At 73.1% G+C, this 22,798-nt stretch carries 20 protein-coding genes and 2 pseudogenes; 5 read left to right on the top strand and 17 right to left on the bottom strand.

Translation table 11 applies throughout. The features are described 5' to 3' along the window. Positions 1–121 precede the first annotated feature (121 nt). Both ACFQZ6_RS31070 and ACFQZ6_RS31065 read left to right on the top strand, forming a co-directional pair. Complete coding sequence (locus ACFQZ6_RS31070; protein WP_381615777.1) at positions 122–1,300, top strand: Gfo/Idh/MocA family protein; 1,179 nt, start codon at positions 122–124, stop codon at positions 1,298–1,300. A gap of 42 nt (positions 1,301–1,342) precedes the next feature. Next, on the top strand, positions 1,343–2,347 hold the full coding sequence (locus tag ACFQZ6_RS31065; protein WP_381615774.1) for a Gfo/Idh/MocA family protein: 1,005 nt from the start codon (positions 1,343–1,345) through the stop codon (positions 2,345–2,347). An 18-nt stretch (positions 2,348–2,365) separates the two neighbouring features. Here ACFQZ6_RS31065 and ACFQZ6_RS31060 read toward each other — a convergent pair whose 3' ends face one another. Further along, the gene (locus ACFQZ6_RS31060) at positions 2,366–3,748 is read right to left on the bottom strand and encodes a glutamate decarboxylase (RefSeq protein WP_381615771.1); all 1,383 of its coding nucleotides are present in this window, start codon (positions 3,746–3,748) and stop codon (positions 2,366–2,368) included. Between the two features lie 8 nt (positions 3,749–3,756). Between ACFQZ6_RS31060 and ACFQZ6_RS31055 the strand changes: the two genes are divergently transcribed. Together ACFQZ6_RS31055 and ACFQZ6_RS31050 are read left to right on the top strand one after the other, a co-directional pair. Then, complete coding sequence (locus tag ACFQZ6_RS31055) at positions 3,757–4,122, top strand: TetR-like C-terminal domain-containing protein (RefSeq protein ID WP_381618792.1); 366 nt, start codon at positions 3,757–3,759, stop codon at positions 4,120–4,122. 179 nt (positions 4,123–4,301) lie between these two features. Further along, positions 4,302–4,610, top strand: coding sequence for a porin PorA family protein (locus ACFQZ6_RS31050; protein WP_381615768.1), 309 nt, complete (start codon positions 4,302–4,304; stop codon positions 4,608–4,610). A gap of 4 nt (positions 4,611–4,614) precedes the next feature. On the opposite strand, the gene ACFQZ6_RS31045 is transcribed toward ACFQZ6_RS31050, so the two are convergent. From ACFQZ6_RS31045 to ACFQZ6_RS30995, 11 genes and pseudogenes are all read right to left on the bottom strand, one after another. Continuing rightward, positions 4,615–5,517 (bottom strand): sugar phosphate isomerase/epimerase family protein, encoded by a 903-nt coding sequence (locus ACFQZ6_RS31045; RefSeq protein WP_381615765.1) that lies wholly within the window; start codon positions 5,515–5,517, stop codon positions 4,615–4,617. 1 nt (position 5,518) lies between these two features. Continuing rightward, positions 5,519–6,385 (bottom strand): ATP-binding cassette domain-containing protein, encoded by an 867-nt coding sequence (locus ACFQZ6_RS31040; protein WP_381615762.1) that lies wholly within the window; start codon positions 6,383–6,385, stop codon positions 5,519–5,521. A gap of 7 nt (positions 6,386–6,392) precedes the next feature. Then, a complete protein-coding gene (locus ACFQZ6_RS31035; protein WP_381615759.1) occupies positions 6,393–7,475 on the bottom strand; it encodes an ABC transporter permease in 1,083 nt (360 codons plus the stop codon). Further along, positions 7,475–8,488, bottom strand: a complete 1,014-nt coding sequence (locus ACFQZ6_RS31030; RefSeq protein ID WP_381615756.1) for a sugar ABC transporter substrate-binding protein — start codon at positions 8,486–8,488, stop codon at positions 7,475–7,477. Before ACFQZ6_RS31030 ends, ACFQZ6_RS31035 begins: the two co-directional genes overlap by 1 nt. A 194-nt stretch (positions 8,489–8,682) precedes the next feature. After that, on the bottom strand, positions 8,683–10,428 hold the full coding sequence (locus ACFQZ6_RS31025; RefSeq protein ID WP_381615754.1) for a glycoside hydrolase family 15 protein: 1,746 nt from the start codon (positions 10,426–10,428) through the stop codon (positions 8,683–8,685). Positions 10,429–10,483: 55 nt separating this feature from the next. Beyond that, entirely contained in the window at positions 10,484–11,176 is a 693-nt protein-coding gene (locus tag ACFQZ6_RS31020; protein ID WP_381615751.1) for a family 16 glycoside hydrolase, read from the bottom strand. After that, positions 11,173–11,613 (bottom strand): UDP-N-acetylglucosamine 2-epimerase, encoded by a 441-nt coding sequence (locus ACFQZ6_RS31015; RefSeq protein WP_381615748.1) that lies wholly within the window; start codon positions 11,611–11,613, stop codon positions 11,173–11,175. The genes ACFQZ6_RS31020 and ACFQZ6_RS31015 overlap by 4 nt, the downstream gene beginning before the upstream one ends. Positions 11,614–11,704: 91 nt before the next feature. Next, positions 11,705–12,367, bottom strand: a pseudogene (gene wecB, locus ACFQZ6_RS31010) (non-hydrolyzing UDP-N-acetylglucosamine 2-epimerase); the annotation flags it as partial. Between the two features lie 66 nt (positions 12,368–12,433). Further along, on the bottom strand, positions 12,434–13,831 hold the full coding sequence (locus ACFQZ6_RS31005; RefSeq protein WP_381615745.1) for a glycosyltransferase family 2 protein: 1,398 nt from the start codon (positions 13,829–13,831) through the stop codon (positions 12,434–12,436). Then, complete coding sequence (locus ACFQZ6_RS31000) at positions 13,753–14,820, bottom strand: glycoside hydrolase family 113 (RefSeq protein ID WP_381615742.1); 1,068 nt, start codon at positions 14,818–14,820, stop codon at positions 13,753–13,755. Before ACFQZ6_RS31000 ends, ACFQZ6_RS31005 begins: the two co-directional genes overlap by 79 nt. Next, complete coding sequence (locus ACFQZ6_RS30995; RefSeq protein WP_381615740.1) at positions 14,817–16,673, bottom strand: DUF2334 domain-containing protein; 1,857 nt, start codon at positions 16,671–16,673, stop codon at positions 14,817–14,819. The genes ACFQZ6_RS31000 and ACFQZ6_RS30995 overlap by 4 nt, the downstream gene beginning before the upstream one ends. Before the next feature lie 104 nt (positions 16,674–16,777). Here ACFQZ6_RS30995 and ACFQZ6_RS30990 point away from each other — a divergent pair. Next, positions 16,778–17,499, top strand: a pseudogene (locus ACFQZ6_RS30990) (TetR/AcrR family transcriptional regulator C-terminal domain-containing protein). 37 nt (positions 17,500–17,536) lie between these two features. Here the strand turns inward: ACFQZ6_RS30990 and ACFQZ6_RS30985 are convergent. The 5 genes from ACFQZ6_RS30985 to ACFQZ6_RS30965 all read right to left on the bottom strand — a co-directional run bounded on the left by ACFQZ6_RS30985 (position 17,537) and on the right by ACFQZ6_RS30965 (position 22,791). Beyond that, the gene (locus ACFQZ6_RS30985) at positions 17,537–18,523 is read right to left on the bottom strand and encodes an aldo/keto reductase (RefSeq protein ID WP_381615737.1); all 987 of its coding nucleotides are present in this window, start codon (positions 18,521–18,523) and stop codon (positions 17,537–17,539) included. A gap of 92 nt (positions 18,524–18,615) precedes the next feature. Continuing rightward, complete coding sequence (locus tag ACFQZ6_RS30980) at positions 18,616–19,278, bottom strand: NUDIX domain-containing protein (protein ID WP_381615734.1); 663 nt, start codon at positions 19,276–19,278, stop codon at positions 18,616–18,618. 99 nt (positions 19,279–19,377) lie between these two features. Continuing rightward, entirely contained in the window at positions 19,378–20,064 is a 687-nt protein-coding gene (locus tag ACFQZ6_RS30975; RefSeq protein WP_381615732.1) for a hypothetical protein, read from the bottom strand. 22 nt (positions 20,065–20,086) lie between these two features. Then, entirely contained in the window at positions 20,087–22,213 is a 2,127-nt protein-coding gene (locus ACFQZ6_RS30970; RefSeq protein ID WP_381615729.1) for a glycoside hydrolase domain-containing protein, read from the bottom strand. A gap of 44 nt (positions 22,214–22,257) precedes the next feature. Continuing rightward, positions 22,258–22,791: a peptidase inhibitor family I36 protein gene (locus ACFQZ6_RS30965; RefSeq protein WP_381615726.1), complete on the bottom strand. Its 534-nt coding sequence runs from the start codon at positions 22,789–22,791 to the stop codon at positions 22,258–22,260. Positions 22,792–22,798 lie beyond the last annotated feature (7 nt).

Genomic DNA, 22,798 nt, shown 5'->3' with positions numbered 1-22,798 from the left:
GCGGGTGCGGCTTGTCAAAAGGGTGGCGGAGGGTTGACAGCCTCGTGCTTCGTCCCCAGGGTGGGCCTGGAGAGGTTGTGGACCGGTCCAACGAGGGACTGCGAGGGCTGACATGACTGACATGGCTGACACGGTGGAGACGCTCGGGGTGGCCGTCGTCGGGTTCGGCTGGATGGGCCGGGTGCACACCCAGGCGTACGCCCGCCTCCCGCACCACTATCCGCGGCTCCCCCTGCGGCCGGAGCTGGTGGCCGTCGCCGAGGAGGTGCCGGGGCGGGCCGAGCGGGCGGCCGGGCAGTACGGCTTCGGCATGGCGACCCGGGACTGGCGGGAGGTGGCCGCCGACCCGCGGGTGAGGGCGGTCAGCGTCACCGCGCCGAACTTCCTGCACCGGGAGATCGGGGTGGCGATGGCCGAGGCGGGCAAGCACCTCTGGATCGAGAAGCCGGTCGGCCTGACCGCCGACGACGCCCGCGCGGTCGCGGACGCCGTCACCAAGGCGGGCGTGCAGGCCACGGTCGGCTTCAACTACCGGGGCGCGCCCGCCGTGGAGACCGCCCGTGACCTGGTCGCCAGCGGTGAGCTGGGCACCGTCACGCACGCCCGCGTCCGGCTGTTCAGCGACTACGCGGCGCATCCCGAGGCGGCGCTGACCTGGCGGTACGAGCGGGAGCGCGGCGGCAGCGGGGTGCTGGGCGACCTGGCCTCGCACGGCGTGGACCTGGCCCGCTTCCTGCTCGGTGAGATCGCCGCCGTCACCGCGGACACCGCCGTCTTCGTCCCGGAGCGGGCCCGCCCGACCGGCGCCACCGAGGGCCACGCCCGGGCGAGCGGCGGTGCGCGGGGCCCGGTGGAGAACGAGGACTACGTCTCCTGCCTGCTGCGCTTCGCCTCCGGAGCCCGGGGCGTCCTGGAGGCGTGCCGGGTCTCGGTCGGCGAGCAGAACGCCTACGGCTTCGAGGTGCACGGCACCCGGGGCGCGGTCTTCTGGGACTTCCGCAGGATGAACGAACTCGGCGTCAGCCGTGGCACGGACTACCAGGACCAGCCGGTCAGCACGGTGTACGTCGGCCCCGGCGACGGCGAGTTCGGCGCGTTCCAGCCGGGCGCGGCGAACGCGATGGGCTACGACGACCTGAAGGTGATCGAGGCCCACCGCTTCCTGCGCTCCATCGCCGAGGGGACCCCGTACGGCGCCACGCTGACCGACGCGGTGCGCGCGGCGACCGTCCTCGACGCGATGGCCCGGTCGGCCCGGACCGGTTCCTGGGTCAGCCCGGAGCCCTCCTCGACTCCGTAACCCTGCCGCCACCTCCCCTACCGTTCCAAGGAGCACCACTCCATGCGCATAGGAATCCTCGGCCTCGGCCGCATCGGCGCGTTCCACGCCGAGACCCTGTCCGGGCTCGCCGCCGTCGCATCGCTGGTCGTCTGCGACCCCGTCACCGACGCCGCGAAGGCCGCCGCGGAGCGGTTCGGGGCCGAGGTCGCGGACTCCCCTCAGGCGGTGCTGGCCGCCGGGGTGGACGGCGTGGTGGTGGCCGCGGCGACCGACGCGCACCCGGAGCTGATCCTGGCGGCGGTGGCGGCGGGCGTGCCGGTCTTCTGCGAGAAGCCGGTGGCCCGCACGATGCCGGAGGCGGTGGCGGTGCTGGCGGCCGTCGAGGGCGCGGGCGTGCCGGTGCAGATCGGCTTCAACCGCCGCTTCGACGCCGGGTTCGCCGCGGCGCGGGAGGCGGTGCGCTCCGGTGCGCTGGGCCCGCTGCACACCGTACGGGCGACGACGCTGGACCCGGCGCCGCCCCCCGCGGCGTACGTCGCCGCCTCCGGGGGCATCTTCCGGGACTGCTCGGTGCACGACTTCGACGCCCTCCGCTGGGTGACGGGCCGCGAGGTGCGCGAGGTGTACGCGGTGGGCGGCAACCGGGGCGCGGAGTACATCCGGGCGGCGGGCGACGCGGACACCACGGGGGCGCTGCTCACGCTGGACGACGGGACGCTGGCGGTGGTGTCCAACAGCCGTCACAACGGGCGGGGTTACGACGTCCGGCTGGAGCTGCACGGCTTCGCCGACTCGCTCGCCGTGGGCCTGGACGACAAGCTGCCGCTGCGGTCGGCGGAGCCGGGGGTGGCGTTCCCGGCCGGGGCGCCGCACGACTTCTTCATGGACCGCTTCGCCGCCGCCTACCGCGCCGAGCTGACCGCGTTCACCGAGGTCGTCGCGGGGGCGCGGCCCTCGCCGTGCACGGTCGCGGACGCGGTGGAGGCGGGCTGGGTCGCGGAGGCGTGCGCGCTGTCGCTGCGGGAGCACCGGCCGGTGCGGGTCGACGAGGTGCGGGGCGGCTGAGGTGCCGGGCCGTCGTCGTCAGTGGTGGAAGCCCGGTTGGGGCTCCGCGGGGACCACGGGGCCGTGCGCCAGCCGGGTGACGGCCGCCTCGATGTCGTCGGCGAGCAGCGCGACCTTGTCGTAGCCGATGCCGTGCCGGACCAGGACCCGCTGGACGACGGTGTCCTGGCGTCCGGCGGGCAGCGGGTAGGTGGGGACCTGCCAGCCGCGGCGGCGGAGCTGGTCGGAGAGGTCGTAGAGGGTGAACGGCGTCGCGGTGGGGTCGGTGAGGGTCCAGCAGACGGCGGGCAGCGCGTCGTGCCCGTCGTGCAGGACGGTGAACGGGCCCATGCCGGTGAGCCGTTCGGCGAGCATCCCGGCGCTGGCGGCGCAGGCGCCGTGGACCTTGGCGTAGCCCTCCCGGCCGAGGCGCAGCAGGTTGTAGTACTGGGCGACGACCTCGCCGCCGGGGCGGGAGAAGTTCAGGGCGAAGGTGGGCAGGTCGCCGCCGAGGTAGTCGACGTGGAAGACGAGGTCGGCCGGGAGCACGTCGGCCGACCGCCACACCGCCCAGCCGACGCCGAGCGGGGCCATGCCGTACTTGTGCCCGGAGGCGTTGATCGAGGCGACCCTGGGCAGCCGGAAGTCCCAGACCAGGTCGGGCTGGAGGAACGGCGCGACGAAGCCGCCGCTGGCCGCGTCGACGTGCAGGGGGATGTCGAGGCCGGTGTCGGCCTGGACGCGGTCGAGTTCGGCGGCGAGGTCGGCGACGGGTTCGTAGCCGCAGGTGAAGGTGACGCCGAGGATGGCGACGACGCCGATGGTGTGCTCGTCGACGTGGTCGCGGAGTTGGTGCGGGCGCAGGCCGAGGGCGTCGTCCTCCAGGGGGACCTGGCGCAGTTCGACGTCGAAGTAGCGGGCGAACTTCTCCCAGCAGACCTGGACGGGCCCGGTCACCAGGTTGGGCCGCTCGGCGGGTTGGCCCGCGGCGCGGCGGCGCTGGCGCCAGCGCCACTTCAGGGCGAGGCCGCCGAGCATGGCCGCCTCGCTGGAGCCGGTGGTGGAGCAGCCGACGGCGCCGCCGCCTGGCGGGGCGTTCCAGAGGTCGGCGAGCATGTGGACGCAGCGGTTCTCGATCTGGGCGGTCTGCGGGTACTCGTCCTTGTCGATCATGTTCTTGTCGAGGCACTCGTCCATGAGCTGGTGCACCTCGGGCTCCGCCCAGGTGGTGCAGAACGTCGCGAGGTTCTGCGAGGCGTTGCCGTCGAGGGTCAGTTCGTCGTGGATGAGGGCGCGGACGGCGCGGGCGTCGGAGACGCCGTCGGGGACCCGCTTCTTCGGCAGGGTCCCCTCGCTGACGGGCAGGGCGTAGACGTCGTCGAAGGGGCCCGGCGCGGGGCCGTCGGTCTGGTGCAGGGCCATGGCATCGCATCCACGCGTCGAGGGCCGTCGCTGGCGGGAGGCCGGGGGCGAACACCCGAGCGGCGCGGACGGACGGGGGACACCGACGCCCGCCCCCGACCTCCCTCTCCTGTGCACCCTGGCACAGCGGGCGCGGACGCGCCGCCCGAAGGCGCCTGCCCGGGTGGGCGTCCCGGCGCGCGGCGGTGGCGGAGCTGCTGCGGCAGGCGGTGGAGCGCGGGGAACTCGCCGCGGACACCGACATGTCGCTCGCCGTCGACCTGTTCGGCGCGCCGCTGTACTTCCGGATGCTCGCCGTCGGCGGCCCGACCGACGACGCCTACGCCACCCGGCTCACCCAGGCGGTGCTCGCGGCGCTCACCGCCGGCCATTAGGGGACGGCAGCCAGTCCGTGCAGTGGCAGCCGAGCCCTGGAGTCCGGATGCGCCGTAGCGCCTCGCCCCTGTCCCTGGCCCTGTCGCGAGGGCGCCGTTCCGCCGACGCGGGTCGGGACGCGGCAGGTGCCAGGGGCGCTGGTGGGGTGTCCGGAGGCCGGGCAGGTGTTCGCCGGGGAGTGGTACGCCAACCAGGCGTCAGGCTCGTCGTCGACCAGCCCACCGGCCGGGTCCTGTACGCCGGGCTGGGCCCCCGGCAGACCCTGCGCGCGCCGGGCGCGAAGAAGGACGCGGTGGTCGTGCTGGACGCGCGGAAGCTGGCGCACACCTCCGAGACGCAGGAGTTCGCCGTCGGCCACGCGAGGGAGGACGGCGCCCGGCTGCGCGCCGTGGGCACGACGGTCCCGGTCGGCGCGGCGACGGCCGGTGTCGTCCTGGCCACGGCGGGGACGGTGCTGCTGCTCCGGGGGCGGCGTACCGGGGAGTGAGGGGTCACGCCCCGCAGGAGCGCAGGAACCTGCGGGTGCGGACGGCGATCGGCAGCGGCCTGTCCGGCTCGCAGGGGTACATGTCCTGCTCGACGATGGCGAACAGGTCGACGCCGAGCCGCTGCGCGGCGGCCAGCACCGGCTCCAGCTCCGGCACGCCGGACGGCGGTTCGCACATCACCCCGCGCCGCACGGCCGGTCCGAACGGTACGCCGTGCGCGACGACGTCGGCGAGGATCTCCGGGTCGACCTGCTTGAGGTGGAGGTAGCCGACGCGGTCGCCGTAGGTCTCGATCAGCTTGACGCTGTCGCCGCCGCAGTAGGCGTAGTGCCCGGTGTCCAGGCAGAGGCTGACGAGGTCGGCGTCGGTGGCGTCGAGGAAGCGCGTCACGTGCGCCTCGGTGTCGATGTGGGTGTCGGCGTGCGGGTGGACGACGATGTCGAGGCCGTAGGTCTCCCGCACCTGGCGGCCGAGGCGTTCCATGCCCTCGGTGAGGTGCCGCCACTGCTCGCCGGTCAGCTCGGGCGGTTCGAGGATCTCGGCGGTCTTGTCGTCGCGCCAGAAGGAGGGGATGACGACGAGGTGCCGGGCGCCCATGGCCTGGGTGAGGGCGGCGACCTGGCTGACGTGCTCCCAGGTGGGCTCCCAGACGGCGGGGCCGCGGTGCAGGCCGGTGAAGACGGTGCCCGCGGAGACCTTCAGGCCGCGCCGGGTCACCTCGTCGGTGAGGCGGGCGGGGTCGGTGGGGAGGTAGCCGTAGGGGCCGAGTTCGATCCAGTCGTAGCCCGCCTCGGCGACCTCGTCGAGGAAGCGTTCCCAGGGGACCTGCCGGGGGTCGTCGGGGAACCAGACGCCCCAGGAGTCGGGGGCGGAGCCGACCCGGATGCGGTCCAGCGCTGCGGGCATGTCAGGGCTTTCCTTCCGTGGGGCTGGCGGCCGGGGCGGTGAGGTCGTCGGCTTCGGGGAGTTCGTCGACGTCGACGCCGCGCACCTGGGCCAGTTCGTGCTTGAGGGCGGCGAGTTCGGTGCCGCCCGCCATGTGGTGGGTCAGTTCCTCCAGGGTGACCTCGCCGCGGTCGGCGGAGAGTTCGAGGGTGCCGAGCCGCAGCACGCTGAAGTGGTCGCCGACCATGTAGGCGTGGTGGGGGTTGTGGGTGATGAAGATGACGCCGAGTCCCCGGTCGCGGGCGGCGGCGATGTACTTCAGGACCACGCCGGACTGTTTGACGCCGAGGGCGGCGGTGGGCTCGTCGAGGATGAGGACGCGGGCGCCGAAGTGGACGGCGCGGGCGATGGCGACGCACTGCCGCTGGCCGCCGGAGAGGGTGCCGATGGGCTGTTCGAGGTCGTCGAGGGCGATGCCCATCGCGCGCAGTTCGTGGTCGGCGGTCCGCTTCATGCGGGCGATGTCGAGGCGGCGGACGGGCCAGGGGCCCTTGGTGAGTTCGGAGCCGAGGAAGAAGTTGCGCCACACCGGCATCAGCGGCACGGTCGCGAGGTCCTGGTAGACGGCGGCGATCCCGCGGTCCAGGGCCTCGCGCGGGGTGGAGAACCGTACCGGTTCGCCGTCGACGCGGAACTCGCCCTCGGTGTGCTGGTGCAGCCCCGAGACGATCTTGATGAGGGTGGACTTGCCCGCGCCGTTGTCGCCGAGGACGCAGGTCACCTTCCCGGGGTGGACGGTGAGGTCGACGCCGTGCAGGGCCCGGATGTTGCCGTAGGACTTGCCCGCGCCGCGCAGTTCGACGAGGGGGGCGGTGTCGCTGGTGGTCATGGGTGGGTCACCTCCGGGTCGCGGTCGCGGTCCTGCGGACCCACAGATTGATCAGGGTGGCACCGAGCAGCATCACGCCGAGGAACGCCTTGAACCAGTCGGGGTTCCAGCCCGCGTAGACGATGCCCTGCTGGACCATGCCGAACATGAAGGCGCCGAAGACCGGGCCGATGGCGGAGCCGTAGCCGCCGGTGAGCAGGCAGCCGCCGATGACCGCGGCGGCGATGTAGATCAGCTCCTGGCCGACGCCCTCGCCGGACTGCACGGTGTTGAAGGAGAACAGGTTGTGCATCCCGACGAACCAGGCGCCGAGGCCGACCAGCATGAACAGCGAGATCTTGGTGAAGGTGACGGGGACGCCGACGGCCCGCGCGGACTCCTGGTTGCCGCCGACGGCGAAGACCCAGTTGCCGTACCTGGTGCGCAGCAGCACCCAGGTGGCCAGGGCGGCGAAGACCAGCCACCACACCACGGTGATCTTCACCTGGATGCCGCCGACGTCGAAGGAGGACGCGAACAGGTCCCTGGCCTGCGCGAAGCCGTCCATGTCGCTGATGTCGTCGGTGGCGACGTTGCCGGTGACCAGTTTGGTGATGGCGAGGTTGGCGCCCTGGAGGATCAGGAAGGTGCCGAGGGTGATGAGGAAGCTGGGCAGTCCGGTCCTCACCAGCATCCAGCCGTTGAAGAACCCGATCGCGAGGGAGACGACGAGCGCGACGAGGACGCCCGTCCACACGTTCACGGTGAGCTGGTAGCTGACCATGCTGGCGGTGAGCGCGGAGCTGATGACGGCGACGCCGGCAGACAGGTCGAACTCGCCGCCGATCATCAGCAGCGCCACCGGCAGCGCCATGATCCCGATGGTGGACGACTGGTAGAGGATGTTCGCCATGGAGCTGCCGTCGCGCACCGGCGGCGCGGCGAACAGGAAGAACACCAGCACGGCGAGGGCGCCGAGGAAGACGCCGACCTCGGGCCGGGCCAGCAGCCGCAGCGCCAGGGGGCGTTGCCGGGTCCGCCCGTCGGCCTTTCCCGGGCCGGGGCCCGGCGGTGTGCCCACCGCCGGGTCAGCCTGCTGGGCCATGCTCATCACCGGGTGCCCTTCGCGGCGTAGTCGGCGATCGTGTCGACGTTGTCCTTGTCGACGAACGCCGGTCCGGTGAGCACGGGCTGCTCGCCGCCGCCGCTGTAGTTGCCGTTGTTCTTGTAGAGCCACAGCCCGTCGATGGCCAGGTAGCCCTGGAGGTAGGGCTGCTGGTCGACGGCGAACTGGATGGAGTCGTCCTGGATCGCCTTGGTGAGCTGCTTGTTCAGGTCGAAGGTGGCGACCTTCGCGGAACTGCCCGCGTCCGCGACCGACTTGACGGCGGTCAGCGCGAAGGGCGCGCCGAGGGTGACGACGTAGTCGATGGAGGAGTCCTGCTTGAGCTGGGCGGTGATGGTGGACTGCACGGAGGGCATGTCGGTGCCGTTGACGTAGAGGGTCTCGGTCTCGCCCTCGAAGGTCTTCCGCACGCCGTCGCAGCGCTGGGTGAGGCCGATGTTGCCCTGTTCCTGGATGACGCAGACGGCGTGCTTGGCGCCGACCTCGTTGAGCTTCTTGCCGAACGCCTCGCCCGCGACGGTCTCGTCCTGCCCGAAGAACTCCAGCAGGCCGAGGTCCTTCCAGTCGCTGAGGCCGGAGTTGAGGCCGACCACGGGTATCCCGGCCTCGGCGGCCTTGGCGATGACGCCCTTGAGCGCGTCCGGCTTGGCGAGGGTGACGGCGATGCCGTCCACCTTCTGGTCGATGGCGTTCTGCACCAGGTTGGCCTGGGTGCCCGCGGCGGGGTCGGCGGAGTAGACGAGCTTGACGTTGTCCTTGGCGGCGGCGGCCTCGGCGCCCTTGCGGACGATGTCCCAGAAGGTGTCGCCCGGCGACTGGTGGGTGACGAGGGCGATCGTCATCCGGGGCGTGGACGCCTTGCCCGCGGATGCCTCCGCTCCGCCCTCCTCCGACTTCTTTCCGCCGGACTCGCTGGAGCACCCGGCGAGGGTCAGGGCCGCCGCCGCGGCGAGGGCCACGACGGGGGCGAGTTTGCGGGAGTGCGAAGAGCGGTCCATCTTGCCTGCACCTCACTGTGCGACCGGGTGGGGAACACTGCTGTCGTGCTGGGACGGGATGTAATCCCCTGAGGTGACCGCTGTCAATACTTTGTCCAGACATCATTGCACAAGCAGGTCCGAATGTCCGGACAAATCAGAGGCGGCGGTGTCCCTGTGATCACCCCTACCCCACTTCCCCCCTCCTCCCCCACTCAGCGCAGCGTGAACGCCGTCTCGACCAGCGCTATATGGCTGGACGCCTGGGGCGCGTTGCCGAGCTGGCGGCCCGCGTCCGCGTCCCACCGCTCGGCCAGCAGCCCCACGTCGTTGCGGACGGCGAGCACCCGCTCGAAGGTCTCCCGCGCCGCCGCCCGGTGCCCCGTCGCCGCGAGCGCGTCGGCGTACCACAGGGAGCAGGCGACGGACGCGCCCTCGGAGCCGTCGGGCGTGTACCGGCGCAGGAACCCGCCGTGCCGCAGCCGGGCCATGGCCCGCACGGTGCCCCGCACCCGCTCGTCGTGCGCGGGCAGGAAGCCGAGCCGGGGAATGAGCAGCGCGGAGGCGTCCAGCTCCGGGGAGCCGTACGACTGGACGAAGCTGCCCTGCGCCGGGTCCCAGCCCTGGCGGCACACCTGCCCGCCGATCTCCCGCCGCATCGCGCGCCACTCGCCGGAGGAGCCGTTGCGGCCGAGCAGCCCGCCCATCCGCAGGGCGCGGTCGGCGGCCACCCACGCCATCACCTTGGAGTGCGTGAACTGCCGCCGCGGGCCCCGGATCTGCCACAGCCCCTGGTCGGGCTCCCGCCAGTGCCGGTGCAGGAACCCCATCAACGCCTCGACCAGCTCCCACACATGGGCGGGCAGCGCGATCCCGGCCCGCAGCGACAGGAAGAGGGTGTCCAGGACCTCGCCGTACACGTCGAGCTGGAACTGTCCCGCCGCCGAGTTCCCGAACCGCACCGGCCGCGAGCCCTCGTACCCGGTGAGCCACGGCGCCTCGGTCTCCGGCAGCAGCCGCTGCCCGGCGACGCCGTAGACGGTCTGGAGGTCGGCGGGGTCGCCCGCGACGGCCCGGACCAACCAATCCAGCCAGGCGGCGGCCTCCTCCCGGTAGCCGCTGCGCAGCAGGCAGGACAGGGTGAGGGTGGAGTCGCGCAGCCAGCAGTAGCGGTGGTCGAAGTTGTGCGCGCCGCCGATCCGGCCCGGCAGCGAGGTGGTGGGCGCCGCGACGATCCCGCCGGTGGGCGCGTAGGTGAGCGCCTTCAGCGTGATCAGCGACCGTACGACGGCCTCCCGCCACGGCCCCCGGTAGCGGCACTGCCCGACCCAGCGCCGCCAGTAGCCCACCGTCTCCTTGAGCGCCGTCTCCGCCGGTACGGACAGCGGGGCGGGCGGCGCGGTCCGGTGGGAGGGCGACCAGGCCAGCGTCAGCGCCACCCGCCGCCCGGCCGGGACGGTGGCCTCCCAGACGGTGGCGTCCTGGCCCTCTTGGGCCCGTACGGCGGTGTCGGCGCCGAGCCACACGGCGTCGGGACCGGCCACCGCGACCGTGCGGCGCCCGGCGTCCCGCACCCAGGGCACCACCCGGCCCTGGTGGAACCGCAGCCGCAGCTCGCTGCGGACCGGCACGGCACCGGACAGCCCCTCCACCACCCGCACCAGACAGGGCAGTTGGGCGCGCGGCGGCATGAAGTCGGTGACCCGGACCGCACCGGTCGCGGTCTCCCACACGGTGTCCAGGACGAGGGTGTCGGGCCGGTAGCCGCGCCGGGCGCACACGCCGCCTTCGGTGGGCGCGACGCGCCAGGAGCCGTTGTCGCCGGTGCCGAGCAGCGCGGCCAGGCACGCCGGTGAGTCGAAGCGCGGCAGACAGAGCCAGTCGGCGGAGCCGTCCCGGCCGATCATGGCGGCGGTCTCCAGGTCGCTGACGAGGGCGTAGTCCTCGATGGGTGCGCTCATGGCGGTGGTTCTTCTCAGTGCTGCTTCTCGGCGGTGCCCTTCGCCGGGCTCTGTCTCAGGTGCCGTCGCGGCGCCGGACGCTGATGTCCCGGAACTCGGCGACGGCGTCCTCGGTGTAGAGGCCGACCGTGCCCCGCGGGTAGGGCCGGGTGCGGTCGGTGTGGGTGACCAGCGGCTCGCCGTCGACGCGGACGGTCATCGTCGCCCCGGTCTGCCGGACCTCGACGTCGTGCCAGTCGTCGACCGGGTAGGAGCCGTGGTGCGTGGCGAGGAAGCACTGGTTCCCCGGGCAGGCGGGGTCGGCCTTCCCCAGCTCCCAGCCGTTGGGCTTGAGGACGAGGTAGTAGAAGTGGGTGTCGTCGGTGTAGTGCCAGACCGCCCACGCCGCCTCCCACGGGTTGGGCTCCGGCTCCCGCAGCCGCCGCGCCGTGCGCATCCGCAGCCGGTACGTCAGATCGCCGTACCCCTCCACGGACGTGACCAGCGCGGCATGGGTCTCGTCCGCGTGGCGTGCCGGTCGGGGGGCGAGTACGAGGGTGCCGTCCCGCTCGGTGACGGCGCCGCCGCCGTCGTAGGTGACGTGCCAGGGGCCGTGGGTGCTGCCCTCCGGCCACCGCGTCCCGGGCGCCGTCCGCTCCGCCGGGCGCCCGCGCTCCGCCGGGCCCGCCGCGCAGGCGGGCACGAGGGCGGCGGGCGCCAGCACCAGGGCCAGCAGCCATCCGGAGCGGCGGACACGGGCGGTGTTCATACGGCTTCGTACTCCTGGCTCGCGGCGGCGGCCGGTGCCGGGCCGAGGTCGTGGGCCAGCCGGGCGAGGATGCGGTCGGCGGCGTGCCCGTCCCCGAACGGGCTCGGCGCCGCCGCCATCCTCCGGTACCGGACCGGGTCGTCGAGCAGCGCGGTGACGCCCGCGTGCACGGCGGCCGGGTCCGTGCCGACGAGCTGGGCGGCACCCGCCCGGACCACCTCGGGGCGCTCGGTGGTCTCCCGCAGCACCAGCACGGGCTTGTCGAAGCTGGGCGCCTCCTCATGCACACCGCCCGAGTCGGTGAGGACGACCTCGCAGTCGGCGAGGGTGGCGATGAAGTCGAAGTAGTCCAGCGGCTCGGTCAGGGTGATCCCCGGCCGCCCCGCGAGCACCGGCAGCAGCGCCTCGCGGACGGCGGGGCTCTTGTGCAGCGGCACCAGCACCTCCACGTCGCCGCGCTCCGCCAGCCCGCCGCAGCACCCCGGCGAGCGCCCGCATCGCCGGACCCTGGTTCTCCCGCCGGTGCAGGGTGACCAGCACGCCCCGGCGGTCACCGTGGAACGCGGACCGCCCGGTGCCCGTGCGGCGCGCCCAGAAGAGGTTGTCGATGACCGTGTTGCCGGTCACCGCGACCTGCCGCTCCGGCACCGCCTCCGCGGTCAGCGCGGCGGCGGCGCGGGGCGTGGGCGCGAAGTGCCACCGCGCCATCCGGGTGACCAGCCGCCGGTTCAGCTCCTCGGGGAACGGGTCGTCGAGGACGCCGCTGCGCAGCCCCGCCTCCACATGGGCGACCGGGACGCGCTCGTAGAAGGCCGCGAGCGCCCCGCACAGCGTGCTGCTCGTGTCGCCCTGCACCACCACGAGGTCGGGGCGCTCCGCCCGGATCAGCTCACCGAGCCCGTCGACGAGCCGGGCGGTGAGCGCGGACAGCCGCTGCCGCTCCCGCATCACGGCGAGGTCGTGGGTGACGGTGAGGCACAGTCTGCGCAGCATCTGGTCGAGCATCTCCCGGTGCTGTCCGGTGCTGACCAGGACGGGCGAGAACCGCGACGCGCCCTCCATGGCGCGTAGCACCGGCGCCAGTTTGACGGCCTCGGGCCGGGTGCCGAGCACGACCGCCACCCGGAGGGCGCGGTCCTGCGCGTCGCGGGACACCTCCGCGTCCCGGGGCGGGAATTCGGTCAGAGCCATGTGATCACCACGTTGGGGAGAGGGCAACCGCACGCGGAAGGCGTGCGAAGCGGGAGGAGGGCCGGTTCACACGGCGGTCCTGGTGCCCGGCCGCGACCCGGCGGGGGTGCGGGCGGGCGGCGGTGGCTCGGGGAGCCTGCGGGTCTTCGTCCAGACGCCGCGCCCGGAGAGCTGCCGCCAGACCGCCGCCCAGCCGACGGGCAGCCAGTGGTAGCAGTAGAGGGTGAAGAGGAACCCGTACAGCACGGCGCGTACGGGACCCGTGCGGGCCTCGGCGCGGTGGTACACGTACGCGCACACCGGGGCGACGCCGAAGGAGACCAGCGCCCAGACGACGAGGGCGGCGCCGTGGTGCGCGGTCAGCGTGTCGAGCGTCGTGCGCGCGTCCGTGAGGCCGGTCGCCACGGCGACGGCGCCGACGTAGAAGGCGACGACGGAGAACGTCGTCAGCAGCACCAGCAGCGGCAGGGTGAGCGTGATCAGCAGGTCCGCGGCGACCCGGAGCGCGAGCTGCGCGCGCAGGATGCCGGGGATGCGGGTGGCGCACTGGAGGTGCCCCTGGAACCAGCGGGTGCGCTGGCGCAGGAAGGGGCGCGGCCGGGTCAGTCCCTGCTGGGCCACGTGGGTGCGGGAGGTGAAGTGGCTGCGCCAGCCGTGGCAGACCAGCCGCACCCCGAGGTCGAGGTCCTCGGTCAGACAGCGACTCCACGGCGCCTCGCCCACCGTCTCCAGCGCGGAGAGCCGGGTGAACTGGCCGTTGCCGCCGAGGCCCGCGCTGCCGATGCGGCTGCGGGCCCGCTGGAAGATCTCGGTGAAGGTGACGAACTCGATGTCCTGGAGCCGGGCCAGGAGCCCCGAGGGCGCGTTGTGGATCCGCACCGCGATCTGGACGGCGCCGACGCCCGGGTCCCGGAACGCCGGGGCGACCACGCAGAGCGCGTCCGGGCTGAGCCTGCCGTCGGCGTCGAGGACGGCGACGATGATCTGGTCCGCGCCGTACCCGGCGAAGGCCGGGGTGTGCCAGGTGGTCCGCAGGTGCCGGTAGGCGGCGTTCAGGGCGGCGCCCTTGCCCTGGCGGGCCTGCGGCGGGGTGCGGCGCAGCAGCAGGACGCGGGGGTCGGCGCAGCGTCCGACGATGTCGGCGGTGCCGTCGGTGGAGCCGTCGTCGACGACGAGGGCCACCCAGTTGCGGTCCGGCAGCGCGAGCAGCCGCTCCAGGCTCGCGCCGATCACCAGCTCCTCGTCCAGGCAGGGCAGCACGAAGACGAAGAGCAGCGGGTCCATGGGTCCGTCGCCGGTGCCCGGCGCGCTCTCCTTCCGTCCAAGGGCGAACATGCCCAGGACGTAGAGCAGGAAGCAGACGAGGACCGCTGAGGCGACGAGGGTCATGAGCGTGCCCCGTTCGGGGAGTTCGGGGGGTTCGGGGGCCGCGAGGGCGGCGAGGGCGGCGGGGCGTTCCACCACTGGGCGACGACGCTCGCGGCCTCCTTGCCGTCGGCGGAGTAGTCCAGCGCGCGTTCGCGTGCGGGGGGTGTGGGGAGCTGTTCCCAGACCCACCAGTGGACCCCGGCCCACCACGGCAGCCCGGAGAAGGCGCGCAGCAGCGCCTCGTAGCCGACGGCCTGTTCGGCGGCGTCCGGCACGGTCGACACGGTGCGTGAGTACGGCGCCGTGACGCCGCCGCGCTCACTGGCGTACCCCGCCTCGGTGAACAGCACGGGCCTGCCGGTCCGCGCGGCGAACGCCGCCAGCCGGTCGCGGACCGGCGTCCAGGCGCGCAGCAGTCGGCGTACGTCCCGGGTGGGGCGTTCGCTGAGCGGCCAGTAGGCGTCGACGCCGACCAGGTCCACGGTGTGCCAGAAGGCGACGCCCTCGTAGGCGTCGTAGTTGGCCGCGTAGACGAGCGGGCCGCCGTAGATCACCCGGACCCGGTCCGCGACCGCGGTCCAGCGGGTCAGGTCGCCGTCGGTGCCCGCCAGTTCGGTGCCGATCGCGAAGGCGTCGGCGCCGCACCGGGCCGCGATGCGGGCGTAGTGCGTGATGAACCGCGTGTAGGCGGTGAACCAGGCGTCCGGGTCGGCGGGGCGGATGGTGGCGCGGTCGGTGCCGTCGTCCAGGTCGACATGGGGTTTGAGCAGGGCGTTCAGTCCCTGCGCGTGCGCGAGGGCGACCATCCGGGCGACCCCGGCGTCGGAGGCGGTCATGGGGGTGGGCCGGATGGTGGCCGTGCCGGGCGCGGGCTGGTACCAGGTGGGGTTGAGCTGGACCCAGTTGGCGCCGAGCAGCGCGATGCGGCGCAGGAGTTCGGGCGCGTACGGGTCGTCGTAGCCGCCGGTCTCGTACGTCGGGAGGGCGAAGCCGCGGTGGGCGGGCGCGGCGGCGCCGGGGCCGGGCGCCTGGTGCGGGCGCCGGTAGCCGATCCGCCGGAAGACGCGCAGGGGCACGGTCCTCACCTCGCCGTCCTGCCCATGACGTCCTGCGGGGTGACGAAGGTGTAGCCGAGGTCGCGCAGGCCGCGCAGGATCTCCTGGAGCTTCCCGGTGCCGAGGGGCGGGTGGTAGAAGAAGCTGGCCACGCCGTCGCGCACGACGAGGTTGCGCCGGGCCGCGTCGATGAGGTCCGACGGTCCGCGCGGGGGTCGGCCGTTGTGCCCGCTGGCCTCGACGTTGCCCAGGTTCTCCGGGATGACGGCGGTGCCGTAGAGGTCGCGGACGCCGTACGGGTAGAACTGGTCGACGCGCTGGTACGGGTCCGGGGGGCCGCCGGTGAGGGTGCTGGCGTAGGCCATCGTCTCGTCGTAGCGGTAGCCGAACAGGCTCTCGACGGCGGTGTAGTCGTCGGGTCCGGCCGCGTAGTGCGGGAACTCGAACACCCGCGGCCGGGGCAGTCCGGCGGCGCGGAACTCGGCGAGGCCGCGGTCGAGGCGCTCGCGGGTCCGCTGCCGCGAGTGGCCGGGCACCAGACCGTCGGTGACGACGTCCTCGCGGCCGTCCCTGCGGATGACCTCGTGGGCGGTGAAGAACTCGTAGTCCTCGCCGGTGACGCCCTGGTACGGGTTGCGGCGGTCGCCGAGCTGGTGGGTCACGCCGTGCATGACCAGGGTGCCGCCGCTGTCGATGAGGTGGCGCAGCGCGTCGACGACCTCGGGGCGGTCCTTGAGGGTGATGGTCGTGGGCCTGCCGTCGTGCTGGGCACCGCGCGGGTCGCGGTAGACGGGGATGACGCCGAAGCTGAACGGCACCCCGGCCTGGTGGAGGCAGTCCGCGATCTCCCGGAGCTGCGCGGGGTCCGCGTGGGGTGAGATGTCCTCCAGCCGCACCAGGGCGCGGTGCCGGGCCCGGGTGCCGGGGGCGAGCGCGTCGAAGAGCAGGTCGCCGAAGGCGAGGTAGCGGTCGGAGGCGTCGATCTCGTAGAAGGGGTCCTCGGCGACGTACCAGAGGTTCGCGGCGCGCACCGCCCACGGGGACCGCGCGGCGCCGGGGCCGAGGGCCGTGGCCAGCACCCGCGCCTTGTCCGGGTCGTCGACGCGGACCCGCCGCACGCCCGGGTCCGCGCGGTCGGTGTGCCGGGTCAGGGTGGTGCCGCGGTAGGTGACGCCGGTGACGCCCTCGACGCTCTCGCCGGGGGTGTGGAAGCCGTAGCGGGACTGCCAGGCGCGCGGATCGCGGCCGGAGAGGCGGTGCAGGTTCTCACCGACCCAGAGGGCGGGGACGCGGGAGCGCAGGATGTCGTCGAGGAGGGCGCCGGGGATGCTCGGGGCGGCGGAGGAGCTGAGGTACAGCACGGCGGAGTGCCGGTGCGCTTCCCCGGCGCGGTAGTGCGAGACCGGTTTGACGGTCCACGGCCCGAAGTGCGACGCCAGGTGCGCGGCCTGCTGGGCGCTGAGCCGGTCCGACCAATCGCCCGCGCCGCTGTCGTACAGCACCAGCGCGGGCCGGGCCCCGGCGGGCGCGGTGGGCGCGGCCCGCCCGGTCAGCTCCCCCGGCGCCGTCCAGCGCGGGGGCGCGCCGGGCGCGGTGAGGTCGGCGGCGTCCCGGGCGGGCGCCACGGCGGCGGGGGCGGCGGACGGGGCGGGGCCGCAGCCGCCCGCCTCGTCGGAGAGCCGGGGGGCGACGACGTTCGGCCAGGTCCAGATGCCGCCGGTCAGCAGCCCGGCGAGCCCGAGCGCGACCAGCCCCCGGCCCCTGCGGTCGAGCCCGCCGAACCAGCGCCGGGCCCGCTGCCCGCCGAAGGCGGCCACCAGGACGCCGAGCACCAGCGGATAGACGATGAGCGCGACGGCGGCGACGGTGATGAGCGGGGTCATGAGCCGGGTCCAAAAGGGGTGAATCTGTATGCTTACGACGTATACAGACACCATCAACCCATAAGACTCCTGGGTCAAGCGGGACGAGGACGGGGCAGGCGGGCATGGCGAACGACTCGGGCAACGGACGGCCGGGGCGCCGCGCGAGCGACCGGGGCCGTTACGGCCGACTGAGCAGGGAGCGGGTGCTGGCCAGCGCGCTGGACCTGGTCGACCGGGAGGGCCTGTCCGCGCTGAGTATGCGGCGCCTCGGCGCCGAGCTGGGCGTGGAGGCGATGGCGCTCTACCGCTACGCCGCGAACAAGGACGCCCTCCTGGACGGCCTGGTCGAGGCCCTGTACCTGGAACTGGCGGACCGCCTGACCGCCGTACCCGAGGACGGACCCGCCCCCACCTGGCGCACCGGCCTGCACCGCGTCGCGCGGGCGACGTACGCCGTCTGCCTCGCCCACCCCCGGGCGGTCCCGCTCCTGGCCACCCGCATGTTGGCGGTCCCGCTGGCCCGCCGCCCGCTCGCCGTGCTGAAGGACCACGAGCGGGTGCTGTCCCTGCTCCGGGAGGCGGCCTGGACGAGGCGCGCGCCGCCACGGCCTTCCGCGCCGTCACCTCCTGGCTGCTGGGCTACGTCCTGGTGGAACTGCGCCCGATGGTCGACAACCCCGACGAGCCGGACCCCGCGTTCCGCCTCGGCCTGCACCGGATGCCGCCCCGGGAGCTGCCCCTGCTCCGCGAGGCGGCCCCCGCCCTGGCCGACCAGGGCGGGGAGGAGGGTCTGACGGCGGGCCTGGACGCGCTGCTCGACCGGTTGGTGGGCCCGGGGAGCTAGCGACCGCCTGCGCGCCTGGCCCCTCGGGCTTGGTCCCTCAGTGCGCGGCGTCCAGGCGCGCCCGCTGCTCGGCGGTCAGCTCCAGGTCGACCGCGGCGAGGTTCTCCTCCAGTTGCGCCACGGAGGACACCCCGGCCAGCGGGACGATGGGCAGCTCGGCGCCGATCTGCCAGGCGAGGACGACCTGGTTGACCGTGGCGCCGGTCTCCCGGGCCACGTCGCGCAGCGCCGCCAGCCGGACGGGGTTGCCGGGGTGCTCGAAGTCGGACGGCAGCCGCTCCGGGTGGGTGTAGGCGCCCTTGAGGAGGGGCGAGTACGCCACCAGGGTGAGACCGGGCTCGGCACGCAGGTAGCTGATCAGCTCGGCGCCCGCGTGCCCGAGGGTGCCGTCCGGGAACAGCCCGCCGTCCGGGACGTCGAAGCGGGGCCGCAGGTGCGTGTGCGCGTACTGGAGGACCTCGTACCCCGGCAGCCCCGCCGCCGCCGCGAGCGCACGGGCCCGCTCCACCCGCCAGATGGCGTGGTTGCTGACACCGAGCAGCCCGACGGTCCCCTCGGCGACCAGCTCCCCGAAGCCCTCGACGGTCTCCCGCAACGGCACGGTGTGGTCCTCGATGTGCGCGTAGAGCAGGTCCAGCTTCGCCACCCCGAGCCGTTCGCGGCTGCGTTCGGCGGCCTCGCGGATCACCTTCGCGGACAGGCCCTCCGGGTTGTCGACGTAGCTGGTGCCGGGGGCGAGGGGGCGGGCGCCGAGCTTGGTGGCGATGACGATCTCGTCCCCGACGCCACGGCTGCGCCGCCACCGGCCGAGCAGTTCCTCGCTCTGGCCGCCCTGGCCGCCGTCGGCCCAGAAGGCGTAGTTGTCGGACGTGTCGATGAAGTTCCCCCCGGCCTCGACATAGCGGTCGAGGACGGCGAACGAGGTCTCCTCGTCGGTAGCGGAACCGAACCACATCGCCCCGAGCGCCAGCACGCTGACCTCGCGTCGGGTGTCCGGGCTGGTGCCGATGGTGCGGTACTTCATGGTGCTCCTCCCGTGCGTGGCCCCGGGCGGGGCCCACGAACGGGAGTCTTCAACTTGGAGCGCACGCGAGGTCAAGCGCCGGGCGTGGCCGGTCACTTGGCGAAGGGCCCCTCAAGGGCCGCCCACTGGAGCAGCATGATGGTCTTGGCGTCCGCGATCTCACCGCCGCGGATCATCTCCAGGGCGGTGCTGAAGGGCAGTTCGACGATCTCGATGTCCTCGCCCTCGTCCTCCAGCCCGCCCCCTTCGTGGGTACGGGTGGCCGGTCCGTAGGCGGCGGCGTAGAAGCTGACCCGCTCGGTCACCGAGCCGGGGCTCATGTACACGTCGAAGACATGCCGTACGTCCCCGACGGTGTGCCCGGTCTCCTCGACGACCTCACGCCGTACGGCGATCTCCGGGTGCTCGTCCTCGTCGTCGAGCAGTCCGCCCGGCGTCTCGATCAACATGCCGTCGGGGTGGCCGTTGACGTAGACCGGGAAGCGGAACTGCCGGGTGAGCAGCACGGTCTCGCGCTCGGCGTCGTACAGCAGGATCGTCGCGCCGTTGCCACGGTCATGGGTCTCGCGCTCCTGGGTGCTCCAGGTGCCGTCGGCGTGCTGGAAGTCGAACGTCGTGGCCCGTTCGACGTACCAGTGACTGGAGAGCAACCGCACCTCCCGCACCCGCACCCGCGGATTGCCGCTCAGCTCCCGCCCGACTCGGTCGAGCCCGGTGCGCCCACGGCGGTCGGGGGTGTCGACTCCGGCGGTCATCGGACGGGGAGGGGTTGGCGGGGCGGGTCCACACATTCCACAAACGCGCTCGTGTCCATGAACATGCTTGTACCACCGCACCCACCCCTCTCACGCCTCTCACCCCAGGGCGCGGTCCAGGCGACGGGCCTTGACCCGGCGTGCGGGTGCCGCCGGGTCGGCGACCGTCCCGGCGGTCTGCGCGCGGGGCGCGGTCGTGGGCCTGCTGGTGTCCAGGGCGGCGGCGACCCGGGCCAGGGTCCGGTCGTCGGGCCGGACGGCGACGTGGAAGTGCGAGACCTTCACCGGGGTGAGGTCGCCGCCCCAGGCGACCGTGCCCTCGCAGTCCACGAGGATGTCCCGCACGATCGCCTCCTGGTGGGGCCAGAGCCCTTCGCTCCCGGCGAGCGGGTAGGCGGCGGGGTGGAGGGCCACGGCGGTGCCGGAGAGGTGGTTCGACTCGAAGTCGGCACCGATGTCGCGGCGGGTGGTGTACGCGGTGAGGCCGCCGCCCTCGCCGGAGTCGAGGGCGGCGATCTCGTAGTGCCAGCGGCGTGCGACGTGCAGCAGCACCGCCGCCGCGGCGCCCCCGCGCAGGCGGGCCGACGCCCCCGAGCCCTCGACGGGGAAGACGGCGGTGGCGTCGGGGTCGATCGGCCAGCCGTTGGCGGAGCGGGTGCCGGTCCACCGGGTGGTGTCCGGGTCCGCGCCCGCCGCGACGGCCGGGGCGGGGGTCAGGGTGTTCTGTGCGAGGGCGAGCACACCGGCGCCCGCGGCGGCGCCCAGGAGACCGCGTCTGGTGATCATTGTGGGTTCCTCACTCATCCGGTCAGGACGTGACGGCGGAGACGCCGGGGTCGCCCCCCGCACGCCAGATGTTGTGGTCCAGACCCCAGCCCGGCTGGAAGTCGTACTCGTTGATCTGGTTGAACGACCAGTTCCGCGGCAGGGGGAAGCCGAGGTTCCCGGAGAAGCCCCACGACATCCCGGAGACGAAGGACCAGCGGGCCCCGGCCTCCGCCGAGACGCGGATGCAGACGTTGCGGGAGCCGTAGACGCCGAACGTGTAGCGGCCCCCCAGCTCGGCCAGCCCGGCCTTGACGCCGTTGAAGTACGGCACCACGTGGGAGCCGATCTCCTCGTCCGTGGCGTCGTAGTCGACCCCGAAGTAGATGCACGTCCCGGCGCCGATGCCGTGCTCGACGGCCTTCTGGTGGGCCTTCTTCCCCTGGTCGTGGCCCTTGTCGTAGGTGAAGTTCTCCAGCTGGGTGCCGTTGTACTGGAAGATCGGGAAGAACCTCAGCCCGGCGTCCAGGATGGTCCGCGGCTCCCCGGGCTTGAGGGCCTTGCCGAGGTAGTACGGGTCGCCCGGGGCGAGGTGTTCGTCCAGGTAGCGTCCGACGATCTGGTAGCCGTTCGCCTTGAGCAGCCGCCCGCGTTCGGCGGTGATCTCCGTGATGCAGTCGCAGCCGGTCGCGTCCCGCGAGACGTCGCCGGACGAGACCAGGAGCTGGGCCCAGGTGGTGTAGTCGTTGTGGCCCGTGACGGGGATCTGCGAGAACTGCTGGAAGGCCATCAGCCAGCCCAGGTGGGTGCCGGTCTGGACGTCGATGGGGATGTCCTGCGGGAGGTAGGCCCGCTCCCCGTCCGCCGTGTACGTGGGCGAGTTGAAGTAGCACGCGGAACGGAACAGGTAGCGCAGGTCCCCCGTCAGGGTGCCGGAGCCCTTCCCCTTCAGCGCGGCCTGCGTGCCGGGTCCGAAGTACCCGTTGATGGAGTTCAGGGGGATGCCCAGCTCGTACTGGATGCCCATCATGAGCCCCTGCTGGACGTCACGGGAGTAGATCCCGTCGCAGGGCACCGGGTTCATCGCGGGGATGCCGATGTCGGCGACGTAGCGGGCGTTCAGCCGCTGCTGGATCGTACGGACGTGGTCGTCGCCGCCGGGGACCTTGCGGAACTGGTCCATCCGCAGCAGCGCTCTCAGGACGTACGGCCACATCCGGTACGCCTGGGCGGCGTTCGAGTAGTCCAGGCCCATGTCGCCGTAGAGCTGTTCCAGGGAGTCCTCGGAGTCGGACGTCCACCGCTCCCGCTCGGTCGAGGCCCAGTAGCCCTTGCACCACAGGGCGCCGTTGTAGAGGCGTACGAGGTTCTCGTTCTCCTCCTCGACGGGCATGATGCGGCGGTTCCTCACCGCCTCGAAGGTGCCGGGGCCGAAGTTCTGCACCGTGGGCGAGATGCCGAGTTCGTGCTGGAGCCCCTGGGTCAGCGACAGCACCGTGGACCAGCTGATGCGGCCGTTCTCCGGACACCTGACGTACCCGGGCGCGTCGCCGTAGGTCTTGTTCACCCAGTTCTGCGTCCGGTAGACGTGGATGTCCCCGCCCACCCCCGTCCATTCCGCGGCCGGGTCGATGGTCGATCCCTGGCGGGCGTACATGCCGAGGTCGCCGGGGCACTCGGTGTTGTAGTTGTAGCCGTGCGGGAGGATCATCGCGCCGGTCCGCTTGGGGGCCTCGTTACGCAGGTGGTCGATGAGGCTCCTGATGCCGCGCAGCATCGGCTCGCCCACGGCGTCGCGGGAGCGCACCATCCCCACGATCGAGTAGAAGCCGGTGTTGCGCCCCACCCCGTCGACGTACGCGTCGCCGTTCCCCTCACCGCGTTCGTATCCACGGCCCTCGTAGACGTGCCCGTGCGGGCAGACGAGGAAGTTGTAGGCGATGTCGTCGAACTCGGGCAGGTGGCCCGCGTAGATGGTCGCGATCTCCCTCCGGCAGTCCTCCTCCGTCTCCAGGTCGCTGGTGCTTCCCGCGCCGAGGTAGTGGATGAACACTCCCATGTGGGCCGTCCAGGGCGAGGAGGACGGCACGGGGGGTGCCGTGGCGTGCGCCCGGGTCCCCTCGCTGGCGTACGCGCCCCAGGTGGCGCGCAGGTTGATGGTGATGGACATGGTTCCTCGTTTCAGCGGCCGTTCGTGGCGGGGTCGGGCGGGTGTCAGCAGGCGTAGTGCGGGTCGAAGGCGTAGTCCGCGTCGTCGGTGAACCAGTAGTGGCCGCTGATCGCGTTGTCGGCGGGGACGCCGTCGAGGAACTTCTCGTAGCCCAGGGACAGGTCGGCGTAGTAGTTGCCCGCCTCGATGCAGAACCGCGCGAGGTTCGTGGCCATGTTGATGTCACGCTTCAGCGCGACCTCGCTGTAGTAGCCGGGGAAGCCGTTGTTCCACACGGACGTGGCCCGGTCGTTGAAGTCGCCGCAGTCGTCGCCCCACCACGGGTCGTCCCGGTCCCACCGGCAGTAGGCGCCCTCGAAGTTCGGGAGGTCGAAGGCGTAGAGGTACCCGTCCGCGTCGGCCGCGGCCATCGCGCTCAGGTCGGTGCCGGACCGTACCGGGGTCGGTGCGCCCGGCTTGGGCGCGGAGGTGCCCGCGTCCGGCGCGGCGGCTGCGGGTACCCCCGTGCCGACGAGCCCGATCAGGGCCGCCGCGGTCAGCGCCACGGCCGTTCTCATGTACTTCCTCGTGCTGTTCATGTCGTAC

The sequence above is a fragment of the Streptomyces flavalbus genome (genome assembly GCF_042674625.1).
Classification (GTDB): Bacteria; Actinomycetota; Actinomycetes; order Streptomycetales; family Streptomycetaceae; genus Streptomyces; species Streptomyces flavalbus.
This window is presented reverse-complemented; position numbering and strand designations above follow the sequence as displayed.

What these genes read in the sequence shown, in the direction of transcription:
- ACFQZ6_RS30975 (WP_381615732.1), bottom strand. Translation starts at nt 20,064, where the DNA reads ATGATCACCAGACGCGGTCTCCTGGGCGCCGCCGCGGGCGCCGGTGTG.
- ACFQZ6_RS30980 (WP_381615734.1), bottom strand. Translation starts at nt 19,278, where the DNA reads ATGACCGCCGGAGTCGACACCCCCGACCGCCGTGGGCGCACCGGGCTC.
- ACFQZ6_RS30965 (WP_381615726.1), bottom strand. Translation starts at nt 22,791, where the DNA reads ATGAACAGCACGAGGAAGTACATGAGAACGGCCGTGGCGCTGACCGCG.
- ACFQZ6_RS31070 (WP_381615777.1), top strand. Translation starts at nt 122, where the DNA reads ATGGCTGACACGGTGGAGACGCTCGGGGTGGCCGTCGTCGGGTTCGGC.
- ACFQZ6_RS31035 (WP_381615759.1), bottom strand. Translation starts at nt 7,475, where the DNA reads ATGAGCATGGCCCAGCAGGCTGACCCGGCGGTGGGCACACCGCCGGGC.
- ACFQZ6_RS31065 (WP_381615774.1), top strand. Translation starts at nt 1,343, where the DNA reads ATGCGCATAGGAATCCTCGGCCTCGGCCGCATCGGCGCGTTCCACGCC.
- ACFQZ6_RS30995 (WP_381615740.1), bottom strand. Translation starts at nt 16,673, where the DNA reads ATGACCCCGCTCATCACCGTCGCCGCCGTCGCGCTCATCGTCTATCCG.
- ACFQZ6_RS31030 (WP_381615756.1), bottom strand. Translation starts at nt 8,488, where the DNA reads ATGGACCGCTCTTCGCACTCCCGCAAACTCGCCCCCGTCGTGGCCCTC.
- ACFQZ6_RS30985 (WP_381615737.1), bottom strand. Translation starts at nt 18,523, where the DNA reads ATGAAGTACCGCACCATCGGCACCAGCCCGGACACCCGACGCGAGGTC.
- ACFQZ6_RS31045 (WP_381615765.1), bottom strand. Translation starts at nt 5,517, where the DNA reads ATGCCCGCAGCGCTGGACCGCATCCGGGTCGGCTCCGCCCCCGACTCC.
- ACFQZ6_RS31020 (WP_381615751.1), bottom strand. Translation starts at nt 11,176, where the DNA reads ATGAACACCGCCCGTGTCCGCCGCTCCGGATGGCTGCTGGCCCTGGTG.
- ACFQZ6_RS31025 (WP_381615754.1), bottom strand. Translation starts at nt 10,428, where the DNA reads ATGAGCGCACCCATCGAGGACTACGCCCTCGTCAGCGACCTGGAGACC.
- ACFQZ6_RS30970 (WP_381615729.1), bottom strand. Translation starts at nt 22,213, where the DNA reads ATGTCCATCACCATCAACCTGCGCGCCACCTGGGGCGCGTACGCCAGC.
- ACFQZ6_RS31060 (WP_381615771.1), bottom strand. Translation starts at nt 3,748, where the DNA reads ATGGCCCTGCACCAGACCGACGGCCCCGCGCCGGGCCCCTTCGACGAC.
- ACFQZ6_RS31040 (WP_381615762.1), bottom strand. Translation starts at nt 6,385, where the DNA reads ATGACCACCAGCGACACCGCCCCCCTCGTCGAACTGCGCGGCGCGGGC.